At 54.3% G+C, this 14,177-nt stretch carries 15 protein-coding genes, 1 tRNA gene and 2 pseudogenes; 5 read left to right on the forward strand and 13 right to left on the reverse strand.

Translation table 11 applies throughout. The annotated features are described in order from the left end of the window. Positions 1-284: 284 nt before the first annotated feature. A pseudogene (locus V6575_RS10970) lies at positions 285-737 on the forward strand (transposase); the annotation flags it as partial. A gap of 316 nt (positions 738-1,053) precedes the next feature. On the opposite strand, the gene V6575_RS10975 reads toward V6575_RS10970, so the two are convergent. The 4 genes from V6575_RS10975 to V6575_RS10990 all read right to left on the reverse strand — a co-directional run bounded on the left by V6575_RS10975 (position 1,054) and on the right by V6575_RS10990 (position 2,929). Further along, on the reverse strand, positions 1,054-1,596 hold the full coding sequence (locus V6575_RS10975; protein ID WP_340274372.1) for a GNAT family N-acetyltransferase: 543 nt from the start codon (positions 1,594-1,596) through the stop codon (positions 1,054-1,056). Continuing rightward, complete coding sequence (locus V6575_RS10980) at positions 1,589-1,900, reverse strand: type II toxin-antitoxin system TacA family antitoxin (protein WP_340274373.1); 312 nt, start codon at positions 1,898-1,900, stop codon at positions 1,589-1,591. Before V6575_RS10980 ends, V6575_RS10975 begins: the two co-directional genes overlap by 8 nt. Positions 1,901-2,037: 137 nt before the next feature. Then, positions 2,038-2,523: a hypothetical protein gene (locus V6575_RS10985; protein ID WP_340274374.1), complete on the reverse strand. Its 486-nt coding sequence runs from the start codon at positions 2,521-2,523 to the stop codon at positions 2,038-2,040. 7 nt (positions 2,524-2,530) lie between these two features. Beyond that, positions 2,531-2,929 carry a helix-turn-helix domain-containing protein gene (locus V6575_RS10990; protein WP_340274375.1) on the reverse strand — a complete coding sequence of 133 codons (399 nt, stop codon included), beginning with the start codon at positions 2,927-2,929 and terminating at the stop codon, positions 2,531-2,533. 101 nt (positions 2,930-3,030) lie between these two features. On the opposite strand from V6575_RS10990, the gene V6575_RS10995 reads away from it, so the two are divergent. The 3 genes and pseudogenes from V6575_RS10995 to V6575_RS11005 form a co-directional block, all read left to right on the forward strand. Further along, the gene (locus tag V6575_RS10995; protein WP_340274376.1) at positions 3,031-3,243 is read left to right on the forward strand and encodes a helix-turn-helix domain-containing protein; all 213 of its coding nucleotides are present in this window, start codon (positions 3,031-3,033) and stop codon (positions 3,241-3,243) included. Positions 3,244-3,262: 19 nt separating this feature from the next. Then, on the forward strand, positions 3,263-3,520 hold the full coding sequence (locus V6575_RS11000) for a DNA-binding protein (RefSeq protein ID WP_340274377.1): 258 nt from the start codon (positions 3,263-3,265) through the stop codon (positions 3,518-3,520). A gap of 475 nt (positions 3,521-3,995) precedes the next feature. Then, a pseudogene (locus V6575_RS11005) lies at positions 3,996-4,535 on the forward strand (tyrosine-type recombinase/integrase); the annotation flags it as partial. A 158-nt stretch (positions 4,536-4,693) separates the two neighbouring features. Here V6575_RS11005 and V6575_RS11010 read toward each other — a convergent pair. The 6 genes from V6575_RS11010 to V6575_RS11035 form a co-directional block, all read right to left on the reverse strand. Next, a tRNA-Ile gene (locus V6575_RS11010) sits at positions 4,694-4,770 on the reverse strand. A gap of 419 nt (positions 4,771-5,189) precedes the next feature. Beyond that, on the reverse strand, positions 5,190-6,014 hold the full coding sequence (locus V6575_RS11015) for a metallophosphoesterase (RefSeq protein WP_340274378.1): 825 nt from the start codon (positions 6,012-6,014) through the stop codon (positions 5,190-5,192). Positions 6,015-6,097: 83 nt separating this feature from the next. Next, the gene (locus V6575_RS11020) at positions 6,098-7,363 is read right to left on the reverse strand and encodes an extracellular solute-binding protein (protein ID WP_340274379.1); all 1,266 of its coding nucleotides are present in this window, start codon (positions 7,361-7,363) and stop codon (positions 6,098-6,100) included. A gap of 139 nt (positions 7,364-7,502) precedes the next feature. Then, a complete protein-coding gene (locus tag V6575_RS11025) occupies positions 7,503-8,441 on the reverse strand; it encodes a carbohydrate ABC transporter permease (protein WP_340274380.1) in 939 nt (312 codons plus the stop codon). Further along, entirely contained in the window at positions 8,438-9,361 is a 924-nt protein-coding gene (locus tag V6575_RS11030; RefSeq protein WP_340274381.1) for a carbohydrate ABC transporter permease, read from the reverse strand. Before V6575_RS11030 ends, V6575_RS11025 begins: the two co-directional genes overlap by 4 nt. Then, positions 9,358-10,515, reverse strand: coding sequence for an ABC transporter ATP-binding protein (locus V6575_RS11035; RefSeq protein ID WP_340274382.1), 1,158 nt, complete (start codon positions 10,513-10,515; stop codon positions 9,358-9,360). Before V6575_RS11035 ends, V6575_RS11030 begins: the two co-directional genes overlap by 4 nt. Positions 10,516-10,635: 120 nt before the next feature. On the opposite strand from V6575_RS11035, the gene V6575_RS11040 reads away from it, so the two are divergent. Then, positions 10,636-11,526, forward strand: a complete 891-nt coding sequence (locus V6575_RS11040; protein ID WP_340274383.1) for a LysR family transcriptional regulator — start codon at positions 10,636-10,638, stop codon at positions 11,524-11,526. 10 nt (positions 11,527-11,536) lie between these two features. On the opposite strand, the gene V6575_RS11045 is transcribed toward V6575_RS11040, so the two are convergent. From V6575_RS11045 to V6575_RS11055, 3 genes are read right to left on the reverse strand one after another with little or no spacing between them, the layout of a single operon-like run. Continuing rightward, positions 11,537-12,067: a flavin reductase family protein gene (locus V6575_RS11045; protein WP_340274384.1), complete on the reverse strand. Its 531-nt coding sequence runs from the start codon at positions 12,065-12,067 to the stop codon at positions 11,537-11,539. Next, complete coding sequence (locus V6575_RS11050; protein ID WP_340274385.1) at positions 12,067-12,957, reverse strand: aldo/keto reductase; 891 nt, start codon at positions 12,955-12,957, stop codon at positions 12,067-12,069. Before V6575_RS11050 ends, V6575_RS11045 begins: the two co-directional genes overlap by 1 nt. Further along, the gene (locus V6575_RS11055) at positions 12,957-14,111 is read right to left on the reverse strand and encodes an LLM class flavin-dependent oxidoreductase (protein WP_340274386.1); all 1,155 of its coding nucleotides are present in this window, start codon (positions 14,109-14,111) and stop codon (positions 12,957-12,959) included. The genes V6575_RS11050 and V6575_RS11055 overlap by 1 nt, the downstream gene beginning before the upstream one ends. Positions 14,112-14,177 lie beyond the last annotated feature (66 nt).

Raw genomic sequence — 14,177 nt, forward strand, 5'->3', positions numbered from 1 at the left:
TCCGCCTGCCTCAACACCGCCATGATCTGTGCGTCGCTGTATCGTCCGTTCTTCATCAAAAATCTCCTCAGATATCTTGCCGAGAAAATTCTACTTTTGAACACCACTAATTTTAGGGGGGATTACCGCTAGGCGCCTTAATAGTGAAAAACTCTTGATTTCAAACTAATGGACAAGTTGGAGCTGCTTGTATGAGTGTGTTCCCCGTCAGCGCCTATGGGTCCAGATAGTCTGATTGCATAAGGGAGAGAATTTGGCTCATCTTCACTATTCAGGAGTGAAGCATGAGACAGAAGAACGAGCGTCACCGTGATTCAGCAGATCGCACGGTGAAGGATATCCGCCGTAAGACGCGGAAGAGATACTCCTCAGAAGACAAGATCCGGATTGTGCTGGCTGGCCTTTGCGGCGAAGACAGCATAGCCGAGCTGTGCCGCCAGGAAGGTATCGCCCAGAGCCAGAACTACAGTTGGCCGAAGGAGTTCATGGAAGCTGGTCGCAAGCGGCTGGCTGGCGATACTGCCCGGGAAGCCAACACAGGTGAAGTGCAGGATCTACGTCGGGAGGCACGAGACCTCAAGGAGGTGGTTGCCGAACAGACTCTCGAACTTCGTCTGCTCAAAAAAAGCGTGCTGGGGCCCTCTCGGTGATGCGTGCATCACCTGCCGGGTAATAGATGGGGGCGCCGACGAATGAGATATCCCGCCTCAGAGAAGCTTGAGATCATACGGTTGGTTGTGCCAATGGTCCGCAAAGCGCACCGAGACGCAAAGGGAAACCGGGCGGAACTGCCGACTGTAAGAACAAACGTTTGGTTTTTCTACATCTCCTGAGAGTATGAGCAGACCTTCGTGACATTTGCATAGAAAGTCCGCTTCCCGCCCATCCTGTGAATTTGTGGCAGTGCGATAAACGTCAGCTTCAAGGATCCGGCCGATGACTATTGTACGTCCGAAATGGAGGAGCTAAGCGGACATATATTGTGCGACGACTGGATCTCTCCTGTGCTCCGAAATTAACTGCGTCTGCACGCCGATTTCGAGCAGCCTAGATCTAAACCGCCAACAAAGCCTGCGCATCCTGAATTGGCATGAACAGGCGGAGCGGGGAGCCTTGCAAGGGTGTGAAACCGTATCCGGTGTACAAGGCGAGCCGCCGGTTTGTTGCCTCCTCATTTCCGCAATCCAGGACGTCCAGCAGCACAACGGCAATCCCGAGTGTCTCGGACGCTCTGGCAAGCTTCTTCAGCGCTTCAATGAGGATCACGCCTTCGAGGCCATTTCCCTGATATCTATGATCTACGCCAATCATCGAGATATAGGCAGCCGGGATAGATCCATGGCTAGGGCGACTGCGTGCGTATTTCTTCGGCAGGTCTGTGTAATCCACCGAATGAGCATTTACGGCATAAAAGCCCAGCAGCGTTTCGGTTGCGTCAAGGAGCACCGATACGCGGACGTTTCCAGCCTTTTGAAGCTTGTTCGATGTGCGCTTGAAATAATTATCGACCTGATCCAGGCCGCAAGAAAAAGCCGCTCGATCATGCACTTCAGGATCGAACGGCTCGAATTTAAGAGGTTGCGTTATGTCACTCACTTGCGGCAACCATCTCCTTATGATGCTTTGCAGCGGCCAAGAGCTTTTGCGTTGGCGCAGCCGGACGATCTAGCGCGTCAAAGAACGCTGTGTGGTCAACAGGCTCTAAGAAGGTCCGTTCATGCACCGCTATGACGTCCTTGGCCCGCAGATAAGCTGCGTTGGTCGTAAAGGTGCTCAGGTCCATTCCTGAGAGCTCGGCAGCTTTCTCAATAGCTTCCTTGATGGAGGCTTTGGTGCGAATATTCAGCCTTGCATCATTTCTTTCCGGCACCGCAGAGGCATGGTCAGTGATCCCTAACATGTCTCTCTCCTGTGTTCTGGCCCTATCCGGGGCGCTCGCCTTATTGAGATGGCAACGTACGTCAATTTGACGTACAATTCAATGTGAATATTCTCGAAGAAGCTCAAAGCTCAAAATCGGCGGGAAACTGCGGCACGTCAGCGGCAAGAATGCTGTCTTTGCTGGCGTTCTCGCTCCTTCGGAGGGAGAGCAACATCGGTCGCATTCACAAATTTCAAATAAGTTTCGCCAGACTCTCGAGCATGCCTGGAGGACGAAGCTTTCCAACCGCCAAGAAGGCGCTCAAGACCTTGAATCAGCCACAGCTGGTAAAAACCGTAAATGGCTAGCCCTCCCAGGGCTGTCCAGCACATAGTCTCCTGAGTGACAATACCAGCAAGCAATAAATAGGACGCGAGAATTGGTGAAGTGAAAGCGATTAGTGAGGTAATCTTACTTCCAAGTACGTTTCGTCTCCAGAAATCGACTATTTCCTCTTCACTCCGAATCCGTCGTTTTTTACGATAGATAGAAAGTCCGCTCAAAAAATTGTGTTCATTTTCGTTTTGAAGTGCTTCAGAAAACATTTTGTTCAATTTTGGTAGAAGTACTTCAGAAATCTCTTCGGCATTTTTATTTTTCATGTAATTCTCACATGACAGTGTTGAATAATCTCTTGACGTCTTTATCTTTGAAATCTCTTCCAGATACGATCTCTTCATAGACAAATCGAATAATTTTCGCTTTCTTATCAAGGGGCGGCTCCAAATTATTCACTTCTGCAAATTTTTCGATAGTAAGCACGACACCTTCAACCAACTTGCCATTCATTTCGCTTTTTATCTGCCCTTCTCCCAAAAGAAGCCACGCAGGCGATATGTCATAGTCCTCGCAAACCTTAGCAATTAGAGAGGCGGGTACAGGCGATGCACCTCGCTCGTAGTTTTTGTAAGAGCTTTGTGAAACACCGAGTTTCTCCGCAAACGGGATTTGCAAAAATCCAGCATTTTCACGAACAACTGCTAATCGTTTGCCGATTTTAGACACCATTGGGTTGACCTTGGTATAAAAATTTGCACTTAGTATAGGAAGTTGACTTCAGCCGGTGCCGAAGTTGGCTCATTTCATACCAGAGGAGAAAATTGGATACAATGGCTCTTGAATTGGAAACGGTGAAAGAACTCGCAGATCGGACGGACTGGCCTCAAAGTCGCATTCGGAAACTGATCGAGAACCGTGAGTTGCGGTACGTCAAAATTGGCGGCGGGATCTTCATCCCTAAGGGCGCAATTGAGGAGTTTATTTCGAACAACACTGTTGAGCCTATTTCTGAAGAGAAGCTGCCTTTAGCTGCTACCGTTTAAGAAGATTGATGAGCTGACCATGTCCCATATTCAACGTCTTCGCCCCGCTTTCAAACTTGCTGTCAGCCGTTCCACAGCTGCGGAAATGTGCGACATATCTCCTTCAACTTTCGACAAGTGGGTCGAACTGGGCTGGATGTCGAGGGGTTATAAGATCGGTGGATTGCGGCGCTGGGACCCAGAAAAAATCCGTGGCTGTCTGCACACTCTAAAAGAAACGGCTTTGGCAATAGAACATGCAAACACCGAGAACCCGTTTGACCATGCCGTCGGCTAATCGAAAGAAGATACCCTTTAAGTATTGCACGGCTGACGTGGATCGACATGGAAACGTCCGGATCTATCTCAGGCGGCCGGGGATGCCCAAGTTCCGGATGAAATCTTTGTTTCTCGATGAGAATGGAAACATCACCGAAGCTTTTACTTCTGAGTATCATCGTGTGATGGCAGGCGAGGCTGAGCGCCCTACAGAAAAGCGGCTTGCTGAATGGAAGCCTGGCTCAATTGGCTGGCTGTTCATGCAATATCAGCGTTCAAAGACTTTCCTTGAGTATGACAAAGCAACGCGAAAAGACAAGTTCAGCGTCTTGGGAAGGTACTGCGCCGTGGTCGGACATCTTCCGTTTCAGAAGTTGAGAAAATCGGACGTTGAAGCCAGCCAAATGAAGCGCAGCGATACTCCGGGTGCTGCTGACAAGCTCGTCAAATATCTACGGACTTTATTCAATTGGGCGATAGACAATGAAGACATCATGCTGCGGTTTCCTTTGACCAGCAACCCGGCAAAAGGTGTATCGAAAATCAATCGTTCAGAGGGGTACCACACTTGGACAGAGAGCGAGTTGGATGTCTTTCGCTCAAAACATCCCCTTGGTTCAAAGGCGCGTCTTGCGTTTGAGCTTCTGCTGAACTTGGGTGCGCGACGCTCCGACGTTGTGAAGCTTGGCCCTAGAAGCATCAGGAATGACCGCATCGAATTCGTTCCGCAGAAAGGCTCCGGTAAGCGGACCGTTGCCCCGGTCAGCCTGCCTATCACAATGGAACTTCGAGAAGCGCTTGTGTGTACTCCACATGGAGAAGACACGTTTCTACTGACAGAATACGGCAAGCCATTCTCGGGAAATGGATTCGGGAACAAGATGCGCCAGTGGTGCGATGAAGCCGAACTTTCTGATTGTTCTTCTCACGGTCTGCGCAAAGCCATCGCAACTATTTTAGCAGAGTCGGGAGCGACAGAAACCCAACTCATGGCCATTTTCGGATGGACTGACCCCAAGATGGCACGCCATTACACAAAATCAGCGAATATTAAGCATACGTCTGATGAAGGTTTTAAACGACTAAATGAACACCTATCCAACGCACAAAATGTCCCACTTTTCTTCGAAGGCAAATTGGGTGGGGCAGAAAGAGGAAAAAATGCTGAAAAATCAAGACCTCAAAAGAGGAGTGGTGGGCCCGGAGGGACTCGAACCCCCAACCAATCCGTTATGAGCGGACGGCTCTAACCAGTTGAGCTACAGGCCCTTTGCGTTGACGAGGGCTAATGCCATTCATCATGCGCGAATTCATATGCTCGTATGGCTACCTACACCAAAGCCTCTTGGTGCGGCAAGAGGCTTTGAGGCCGAGATCCAATCTGGTTCGGGAAAACTGTTTTTTGTTCTTCGATCGGGCCCGTTTTGTTGATTGTCTTATTGGATCCGGCCTCGTCTCAATGGGACATGGGTCTGCTACTTGCCTGCTGACCGCTCTTTAGTCAACGTGCGCTGAGCCACGGGGCCAATGGATGGGGAGAGCTCTAATTTGCCTTCGATATCATTGTGTTGGGCCGGGCGTTGATGGAATTCTTCCGGCGGCGGGGAAGGTGTTTTTCCCGAGGTCCGGGGGGATCGAGAAGCCTCATGGAGTGTTGATCCTGACAGGATGCCTCTCGATCCTGGGTTTTACCGCACCATGGTCAGCCGGTCCCAGTCGGCGTAATCCGGAGTTGCTTCACCGCGGATTTTTCCCTGATAGCCATATTCAACCATGTGGACCATGACGCTGTCAGGCTCTGCGAAGATGACAGCGTAGCTTTCGGGAAGGTCGGCACCGCTGAGGACCGTGTTGTTGTCAAAGCCGGGCCAGGCTGCGTGGTTGGTGCCGCGCGGGGCGCTGAAGGGAACACCGTGCAGGGAGCCGGACAGGGGCAGATGGCAATGGCCATGGAAGATATGGGCGATTTTGTCCTTGTGTCGTGCGATGACTTCCGCAAAGGGCTCTGCATCGAGCAGCATGATCTTGTCCATCGGCGCGATGCGGATCGGAACCGGATTGTGATGCATGAAGAGCCACACCGGCCCTTCAAGAGCGGATAAGGAAGCGTCCAGGGAGTTCAGGCGTTTTTGGCAAAAATGTCCGGCGTGGGTTTCCGGTCCCCAGGTATCGAGGATCAAACCGGTGCCAAGAGGCAGGTCGAAGCTGGACTGGACGAAGCCCTTCTCATCTGCCAGCTCGGGAAAGACCGACAGGAACACATCGCGCTCGTCATGATTGCCGATGCACAGATGAACGGGGATCGGCACATCTGCAAGGATGTCTTTCAGGCGGAGATAATCATCCAGATCGCCCCAATCTGACAAATCGCCGGTGATGATGAGTGCATCGGCATCCGGGTGATGGGTGAGGGCATGGGTAAGGGCCTTGTTGAAATTGTCGGTCGGTTCGCGATCCGCAATTGTCTGGCCCGGTTTTGTCAGGTGGATGTCGGTGAGTTGCAGGAGTTTCATCAGGGGCCCGTTTTTCATTGTGGTGTGGTTTTCAAACAAACGCCGCCCGACATGTCGGGCGGCGTTGCGTCAGGACAGGGGGGCTAGTTGCCGGAAGGCAGCAAGTCCTGAACCTCTTCGGAAAGCTGCGTCTGAAGCTCTGGCATGTCGTCGTACTCGCCGGTGACAATGCCTTCGATGCCGTCGTAGATGACCTGTGTTATGGCTAGGCCGTTGTCACCAGGATAAGCCTGCCAGTCGCGCAGCAGCGGCAGCTGGCGTACGGCTGTCTCCTTGTTCGGGTTGTTCTTGTAGAAGTCGGCAAGGATGACTTCGTTGGCGGCCTTGTTTGGCGGCATGTAGCCGGTTGTGCGGGCAACTTCTGCTGCGCCCTGACCGGAGGTGATGAACTTCAGCCATTTCCAGGCTGCATCCAGTTCAGCCGGGTCTGTGCTGGTGGAGACGAGCATGGCGGCATTGCCACCGGCAGGAAGGCCCTTGGGACCAGAGGCGGTCAAGCCCGGGAACTCATTGGTCTTCAGGTCGAATTCACCCTTGGAGCGTTCAACGGCCCCCAGCGCGGAGGTGGACCAGAACATCATGCCGATTTCACCGGCGGAGAAGGACGCAAGAGCTGACTTCCACTCAAGGTTCTGCATGTCACAGCCGCGGAAAAGAGACTTCATGGTTTCCAGGGATGTCAGGCCTTCGGCGGTGTCGATCTGGAAGTGATCGCCTTCCATGGTTGGCTTGTCCTGCGACCACATCAAGGCCTGGAGGAACCAGTTGCCGGTGATGTTCCAGCCCCAGAACATCGGGTTCTTGACGCCAGCTTCGCGCAACTTGCCGCAGGTCGAGATGACTTCGTCCCAGGTCTTTGGCAGCTGATCAACAGAGGTGATGCCGGCCTTGGCCATCATGTCCATGTTGTAGTAGCCAACTGGCAGGGAAACGGAAAACGGCAGGCCGTAGACTTGCTTGTTGAAGGTGCCGAGCTTCAGCATGGCATCATGATAGCCATCCTTGGCGAAGTCTTCCTCGCGGACAATGAAAGGCTCAAGCGGCTTGGCAATGCCCTTGTCGACCAGAATTGCCTGACGGTTCAGGCCCTGCATGGTGACATCCGGCAATTCACCGGCAACAGCTTCACGCAAGATGGTGTTGGATGCGTCTTCATAGGATTCATAGGCGGCGCGCATCTTGATTTCGATGTTCGGATATTTCTCGTGGAAGAGAGGCAGGATCTTCTCATAGGTCACGTCGAACAGGTGGCTGTAAGGGTAGGCGAATTCGACTGTGATTGTCTTGTCTTCCGCGTGCGCCGTACCGGCGGCCAGAAGAAACGCTATTGCAGTGAGGCACTTTTTCATGGAACTCTCCGTGGTGTTGCCTTGAAAACGGTCAGGTCGCCAAACGCGGCCGTTTTCAAATGATCCCTCTCGGGATTTCGGTGATGGGGTCGCCTCTGTGCGGCCCCTTTAACTTGTGGTCTTGCTTGAGAGCTGGCCGCTATTTCATACCTGACAGGGTGATGCCCTCGATGAAGCGCCGCTGTGCGATCAGAAAGGCGAGGATCAGGGGCGCCACAATGATGGTTGCGGTGGCCATCATGGGGCCGAAATTGTCGCCGTCCGCATCGCCCTTGAATTCGCGCAAGCCGAGCGGAGGGGTGAACAGATCCCGGTTGCCGGTGATCACGATGCGTGGCCAGAAATAATCATTCCAGTGAGCGACAATCGAGAAGATGGCAAAGGCGAGCAGGGCCGGAACCGCTGTGGGCAGCATGACATTCCAGATGATGGAAAACTCGTTCATGCCATCCATGCGCGCTGCATCGATCAGGTCATCCGGCACGGTCATGAAAAATTGCCGCATCAGAAATATGCCGAAGACGGAAATGCTCCAGGGAATGACCAGCGCTGCGTAGGAATTGGTCAGGCCGAGCTTTGCCAGCATGATGTAAAGCGGCAAGGCGATGGCATGGACCGGGATCAGCAGGCAGAAGAGCACCAGGCCGAAGACCGCTTCCCGGCCCCAGAAGCGCAGCTTTGCAAGGGCATAGGCGCAGGGCAGGGCGATGATTACCTGAATGAAGAAGATCGAGGCAGTCACGACGACGCCGTTCAACAGGTAGCGCAGCAGCGGCGCTTTTTGAAAGGCGGTGGTGTAGTTGTAGATCCACGGCGTCACCATGCAGTCAGCGTCGGCATTGCCGAGCTTGATGCAATATTCGTCGCGAAAGAGCTCCTGGGCGCCAAAGAAACCACCGGTATTCTGCATGATCTCTGCAGGGCTTTTCAGGCTGTAGCTAAGCATGACGTAGAACGGCAGAAGCACGATCAGCGCACCAACGATCAGCACCACATGTTTGAGGGTTTCGGTCACTGAGAACCGATAGGTCGGCAGACTTGTGACGGTCTGGGCAGACGAGAGGGAAAGATCGCTCATGCGTAGTGTACCCGTCGTTCAACCAGCCAGCGCTGGACAATGGTGAGGAACATGACAAAGGCGAGGAAGACGACTGTGATCGCGGCGCCAATGCCCATGAGATTCTGCTGAATCGCTTTTTCGTAGATGGCGAACATCATCACGTAGACGGATTTCGAAGGGCCGCCGCCTTGGGGATAAAACGCTTCCACCGTGTCGAAGACCTGAAACGAGCGGATGAAGGTGATCGTCACGACGAAGACGGTGGTCGGGCCGAGCATGGGCCATGTGACCAGGCGAAAGCGTTCCCAGCTTGTCCTTGCCCCATCCATTTCTGCAGCATGATAAAGCTCGCGGGGGACCGAGGTCAGGCCTGCCAGATAAAGCACCATGTTGAAGCCGAAGCCCTGCCAGACGCCAATGAAGGCGACCGTCCAGATGGCATAATCCCGGTCTGTCAGCCAGAGCGGAAATGAGCGTTCGCAGCCATTGGCGTACCAGTCCCAGCTTTCTAGGAAGGTCCCGCAACCGGTTTCCAGCGTGCTGTTGATGATACCGATTGTCGGGTGCAAGGCGAACTCCCAGACGATGGCCATGGCAATCAGGGCGGCCATCACCGGCAGAAAGTAGATGGTCTTGTAGAAATCGCCAAAGCGCCGTGTGGAGTTGATCAGCAGCGCAGCGCCAAGTCCAAGGCCGACAGACAAAGGCACCACCACGAAGACATATCGGAACGTCGCCCCGAACATTTTGGCGTAGGTGGAGCGGGTGAAGATCTTGACGTAGTTGTCGATCCCGACCCAGTCCGCGCCTGGGTTCCCAAGGCTGTAATTGGTGAAGCTCATGACTGTGGCGATGGCAATGGGCATCAACAGAATGAGAAACATCAGGATCAGGGCCGGGCCGACGAACCACCAATGGGCTTTGGCATCGGACATCATGCGACCTCCGACATTGAATCTGGCACGATGTCTGCCAGTCCGATGCGGTTGCCGTCCTGACCGAAGACCATGGCCTCACCGCGTTTTCGGGCAAAGCTGATGTCATTTCCGACAGAAACGGTTGCTGCTTCCTGAGGTGTTGCCCTGATCACGACCCGCTGCGCGCCGTCTTTCATGGTGGCATGCAGGAAGAGGTCTGAGCCGAGGTTTTCCTTGTAAGCCACACGGCCCTGCAATGCGGATGCGTCTGAAGGCTCGACCAGGGCGAGATGTTCTGCGCGCAGGCCTATTGTGACTGAAATCGCTGAGCCAGGTGCAGAGATGCGGGACAGGACGGTATCGCCAAATCTCACATAACCGCTGGTGTCCAATTCGCCTGGCAGCAGATTGATCTTCGGCGAGCCGACAAATTCGGCAACGCGGATGTGGTTTGGATTGTTGTAGACTTCGTCCGGTGGGCCAAGCTGAAGGATATGGCCATCCATCATCACCGCCATACGTGTCGACATGGTCAGGGCTTCGGCCTGATCGTGAGTGACATAGACAAATGTGGTGCCGAGGGAGCGGTGTAATTCGGCAAGTTCCGAGCGCATGTGAATGCGCAGGGCTGCATCCAGGTTGGACAGGGGCTCATCCATGAGGAAGGCAATCGGCTTGCGCACCATGGCACGGCCAAGGGCCGCGCGCTGGCGTTGGCCACCGGACAATTGACCAGGCTTGCGGTCGAGCAAAGGATCGATCCGCAGGACTTTGGCGGTCTCTTGCACCTGATGTTGTAGCTTTCGGTATTTCTCGCGGGCAAGCATTGGCCCGATGATCGGCAGGCGTTCGGTGAAGCTCAGATCCCTCAGGCGCAGAGGGGTCATCATGTTCTGCGCAATCGTCAGATGCGGGTAGAGCGCGTAGGACTGGAACACCATGGCAAGGTTCCTGTCTGCCGGGCGAACCGCATTGACGGTTTTGCCGCCGATCATGACAGACCCGGAACTTGGAGCCTCAAGGCCTGCAAGGATCCGTAAGAGGGTCGATTTTCCGCAACCCGACGGACCAACAAGGGTCAGAAATTCGCCATCCCTGATATCCAGATCAATCCCTGCCAAGACATTCGTCTTGCCGAAAGATTTCTTGATGGCCTGCAAACTGATCGCTGACATGATGCGGTTCCCCATGAATTCTGGGGGCATCATATGGAGGCTAATTAAAGTGCCTGTGACGTAATATTAGTGTTGCTAATGCTGGTTAGAGTTTTTTGAAGAGATCAACATGGATCTGTCATGAACTCCAAGCCCAGCCCGTATCAGATCACTGCCTTTACCTATGTCGCCAGAGAGCGAAGCTTCTCTCGTGCTGCGCAGCGCCTTGATGTTACCCAGTCTTCGGTGACGCAGCATGTTGCCAAACTGGAGAAGCTGATGGGCACGCAGCTTTTCGTGCGCCGACGAAATGGTCTGGAAATGACCCGCGCCGGGAACGAGCTCTTTGCCATCACAGACCGATTGGCGACACTGGATCAGCTGGTTACCGAAAAAATTAATGATTACAGCTCTTTGACCGATGGTCATATTCGGGTCATCGCAAATGCTCCCCGGCCGGCCATGCCGATCCTGTCGCGCTTTGGCGAGCTGTTCCCGAAGGTTCAGATCGACTTTACACTCTATAATTGGACCAGTGCGATGTCCTTGCTGGCTGACCGGCAGGTGGACATTGCCATTGTCACAGAGCCGGAAGAAAGCGATGGGCTGTTTACGCAGGTTCTCCGGCGAACGGTCTATATGGCGCATATGCGGGCCGATCATCCTCTGGCCGGGCGCAAGCGGATTTCAATGCGGGACTTGCAATCCGAAACACTGATCTTGCCGGAAGACGGATCGCTCACACAAAAGATCGCCAGATCCAAAATCGCTGAACATGGTCTCGTCTTTCGCCGGATCATACGCACGACAACCTTTCCGATGGTCAAGGAAGCCATTCTTCATGGTCTGGGCATCGGTTTTCTACTGGAAAACAGCCTGTTTCCGTCAGACAAGCTGGTGTCCATTCCGGTCGAGGAGATGCCCGAGCAGTATCGGGATTGCATCACCGTCCCGGTGGACAAACGGGAACTGCGTTTGATCCGCAGCTTTCTTGATGTGGCGGTTGATGTCAGAGCCGAGCAAAGGCTCTGACCGTATGATCTTAGCTGTCGCTCTTGTCTTGATTGGCAACCTGGCCGAGTTTCCCAGCGAAGAAGGTCAGGGCATCGCCGTCGCGCATTTCGGCTTTTACGACCCGGCCCAGAACAATCAGGTGGTCTCCGCCTTCATAGGCCGCAACGCGGCTGCACTCAAATCGGGCGAGGCAATTTTCGATCAATGGCACACCATTGTCGCCGATCTTATGGTCAAGTGCCTCGAATGCATGGGCGTTTTTGGCAAAGTCCTGGCAGAGTTCCGCCTGCTCATTGCTGAGGACGTGAATGGCGTAATGGTCTGCAGCTTCAAAGTAGGGAAAGCGCCTCGAGGCTTTATCCGGGGCCCAAAGCACCAGAGGCGGATCCAGCGAGACAGAAGAAAAGCTGTTGGCGGTGATGCCGACAGGTCCATCTTCCGAGGCTGTGGTGACCACCGTCACGCCCGTGGCAAACCGCCCGAATGCATCGCGCAACAGGCGGGTGTTTTCAGTGTCCGGCGCGAAGCTGACAGGCATGTTGCTGTTTTGCATGTTCATCAAGGCACCTCGGTTCCAAGGGCAGCTTCATAAAGCCGATACCAGCTTTCCCGATCCATCTGGACCTTGAGGGCGTCGGAAATACGTCCGATCCGCTCCAGATTGTTGGTGCCCATGACCGGGATCAGTTTCGCCGGGTGCGCCAGCAGGAAGGCAACGGCGATGGCTGAGCGATCAACGCCATTGTCCGCAGCGAGCTCGTCCATCACTGAGCCGAGCTGGCCGCCCGCCTTGATGAGTGAGCCGCCGCCCAGCGGCGACCATGCCATGAGTTTGGTTCCCAGGCGCTGGTGGAAGGCCAGATCACCGTTGGTGAAAGGCGAAATTTCGCCAAGGCTGATCTCGATCTGGTTGGTGACCAGCGGCGTCGTCATGGCGGATTGGAGCAATTCCCAGTCCCAGGGACGGAAATTGGAAACGCCAACGCTGCCCACCTTGCCGCTTTTGACCAGTCCGTCGAGTGTTGCGCCTGTCTCGTTATGGTCCATCAATGGATCCGGACGGTGGATCAGCAACAGATCTATGTGTTCGATTGCCATGTCCTTGAGAGACGTTTCGACCGATTGTTCGATATGCGTGCGGGATGTATCGTAATGCTTTGCCTTGGCCGAGGCATAGCGCCCCATCGGCGCGACGATGTCGCATTTGGTGATGATTTCCATGCGGTTGCGCAAGGACGGGTTTGCTTTCAGTGCGCCGCCCAAAATGGCTTCAGCCTGATAGCCGCCATAAATATCTGCCTGATCGAAGCTGGTGATGCCCTGATCCAGGCAGCTCTGGATCTTGGCTTCCACATGGACCGGTGAGCTGTCGCTATCGTCGCCGATGCGCCACATGCCGTAGACAAGGCGGCTCAGTTCAAGGGCCGGAGAAAGAGGGATGCGTTGCATTAGAGGCGAACTCCGTTTCCGAGCGGGGTGGCTGGCGTTTGGGCCGGTACGCGGCCATATTCATGTGGCAAAGAACAGGTCTTCAAATGGGGCAGGACGCGGGAGCCGAAGTGCTCCGCTTCCTCAATATGCGGATAGCCAGAGAAGATGAAAGCCCGAATGCCCATTTTCTGATAGGCTTCGATCTTCGACATGACCTGATCTGTCGAACCGACGAGGGCGGCACCGCAGCCAGAGCGGGCCCGGCCAACGCCGGTCCACAGGTTCGGCTCGATGTAGCCATACTCATCAGCGATGTCGCGGTTCTTGGCCTGATGGCTGACGCCCAGAGAGCCTGCGTCAAGGGCGCGCTCGCGAATGGCCCGGCCATAGTCGTCGTTCAGTTTGGAGACGATGTAATCGGCGTATTCCTGAGCTTCTTTTTCTGAATCCCGAACGATCATGTGGACACGCAGACCGTAGTCGAGGGTACGCTCATAACGCTGGGCAACTGCATTGACCGCCTTCATGCGTCCGGCCAGATCGTCTTCCTTTTCCGGCCACATCAGATAGACGTCGCAATGCTCGCCGCACAGTTCCAGCGCGTCCGGTGAATAGCCACCAAAATAAAGCAGCGGCCCACCGGTCTGATAGGGGCGAACCGGGTCGGTGGTCAGTCCGGAGAATTGATAGATATCGCCGTCGTGGTTGATTTCGTCCTGGGTCCAGGCCTGCTTGAGGATCTGAACAACTTCACGGGAGCGCTGGTAGCGATAGCTGCTCTCGGCCTTTTCGCCGGGAAAATCCGAGCTGATGATGTTGACGGTCAGGCGACCTTTCAGCATGTGATCGAGGGTCGCAAGGGTTCGCGCCAGCATGATTGGCTGCATTTCTCCGCATCTGACAGCGGCCAGCATGTTGATCGTTTCGGTGATCGGAGCACATCCGGCAACAAAGGAGAGCGTGTCTTGGCCGACCTGATAGGACGAGGGGCACAGAATATTGCGGAAGCCTTGCTGTTCCGCCGTTTTCACGATGTCCGAACAATGGTCCCATGAGGATCGCAAATGGCCTTCCGGCGCGCCGAGAAACTGATAGTCGTCAGAGCAGAGCGCTGAAAACCAGGATACTTCGGCAGCGTCCAGATCAGCTGATGTCACCGGGACAATTGTCATGCGTGAACTCCCTAAAAGCCTTGTCGCTTTTTCCTTGCGTAGCAGGAGCGTTGATGTAAATCAATG

The sequence above is a fragment of the Roseibium algae genome, assembly GCF_037783265.1.
Lineage (GTDB): Bacteria > Pseudomonadota > Alphaproteobacteria > Rhizobiales > Stappiaceae > Roseibium > Roseibium algae.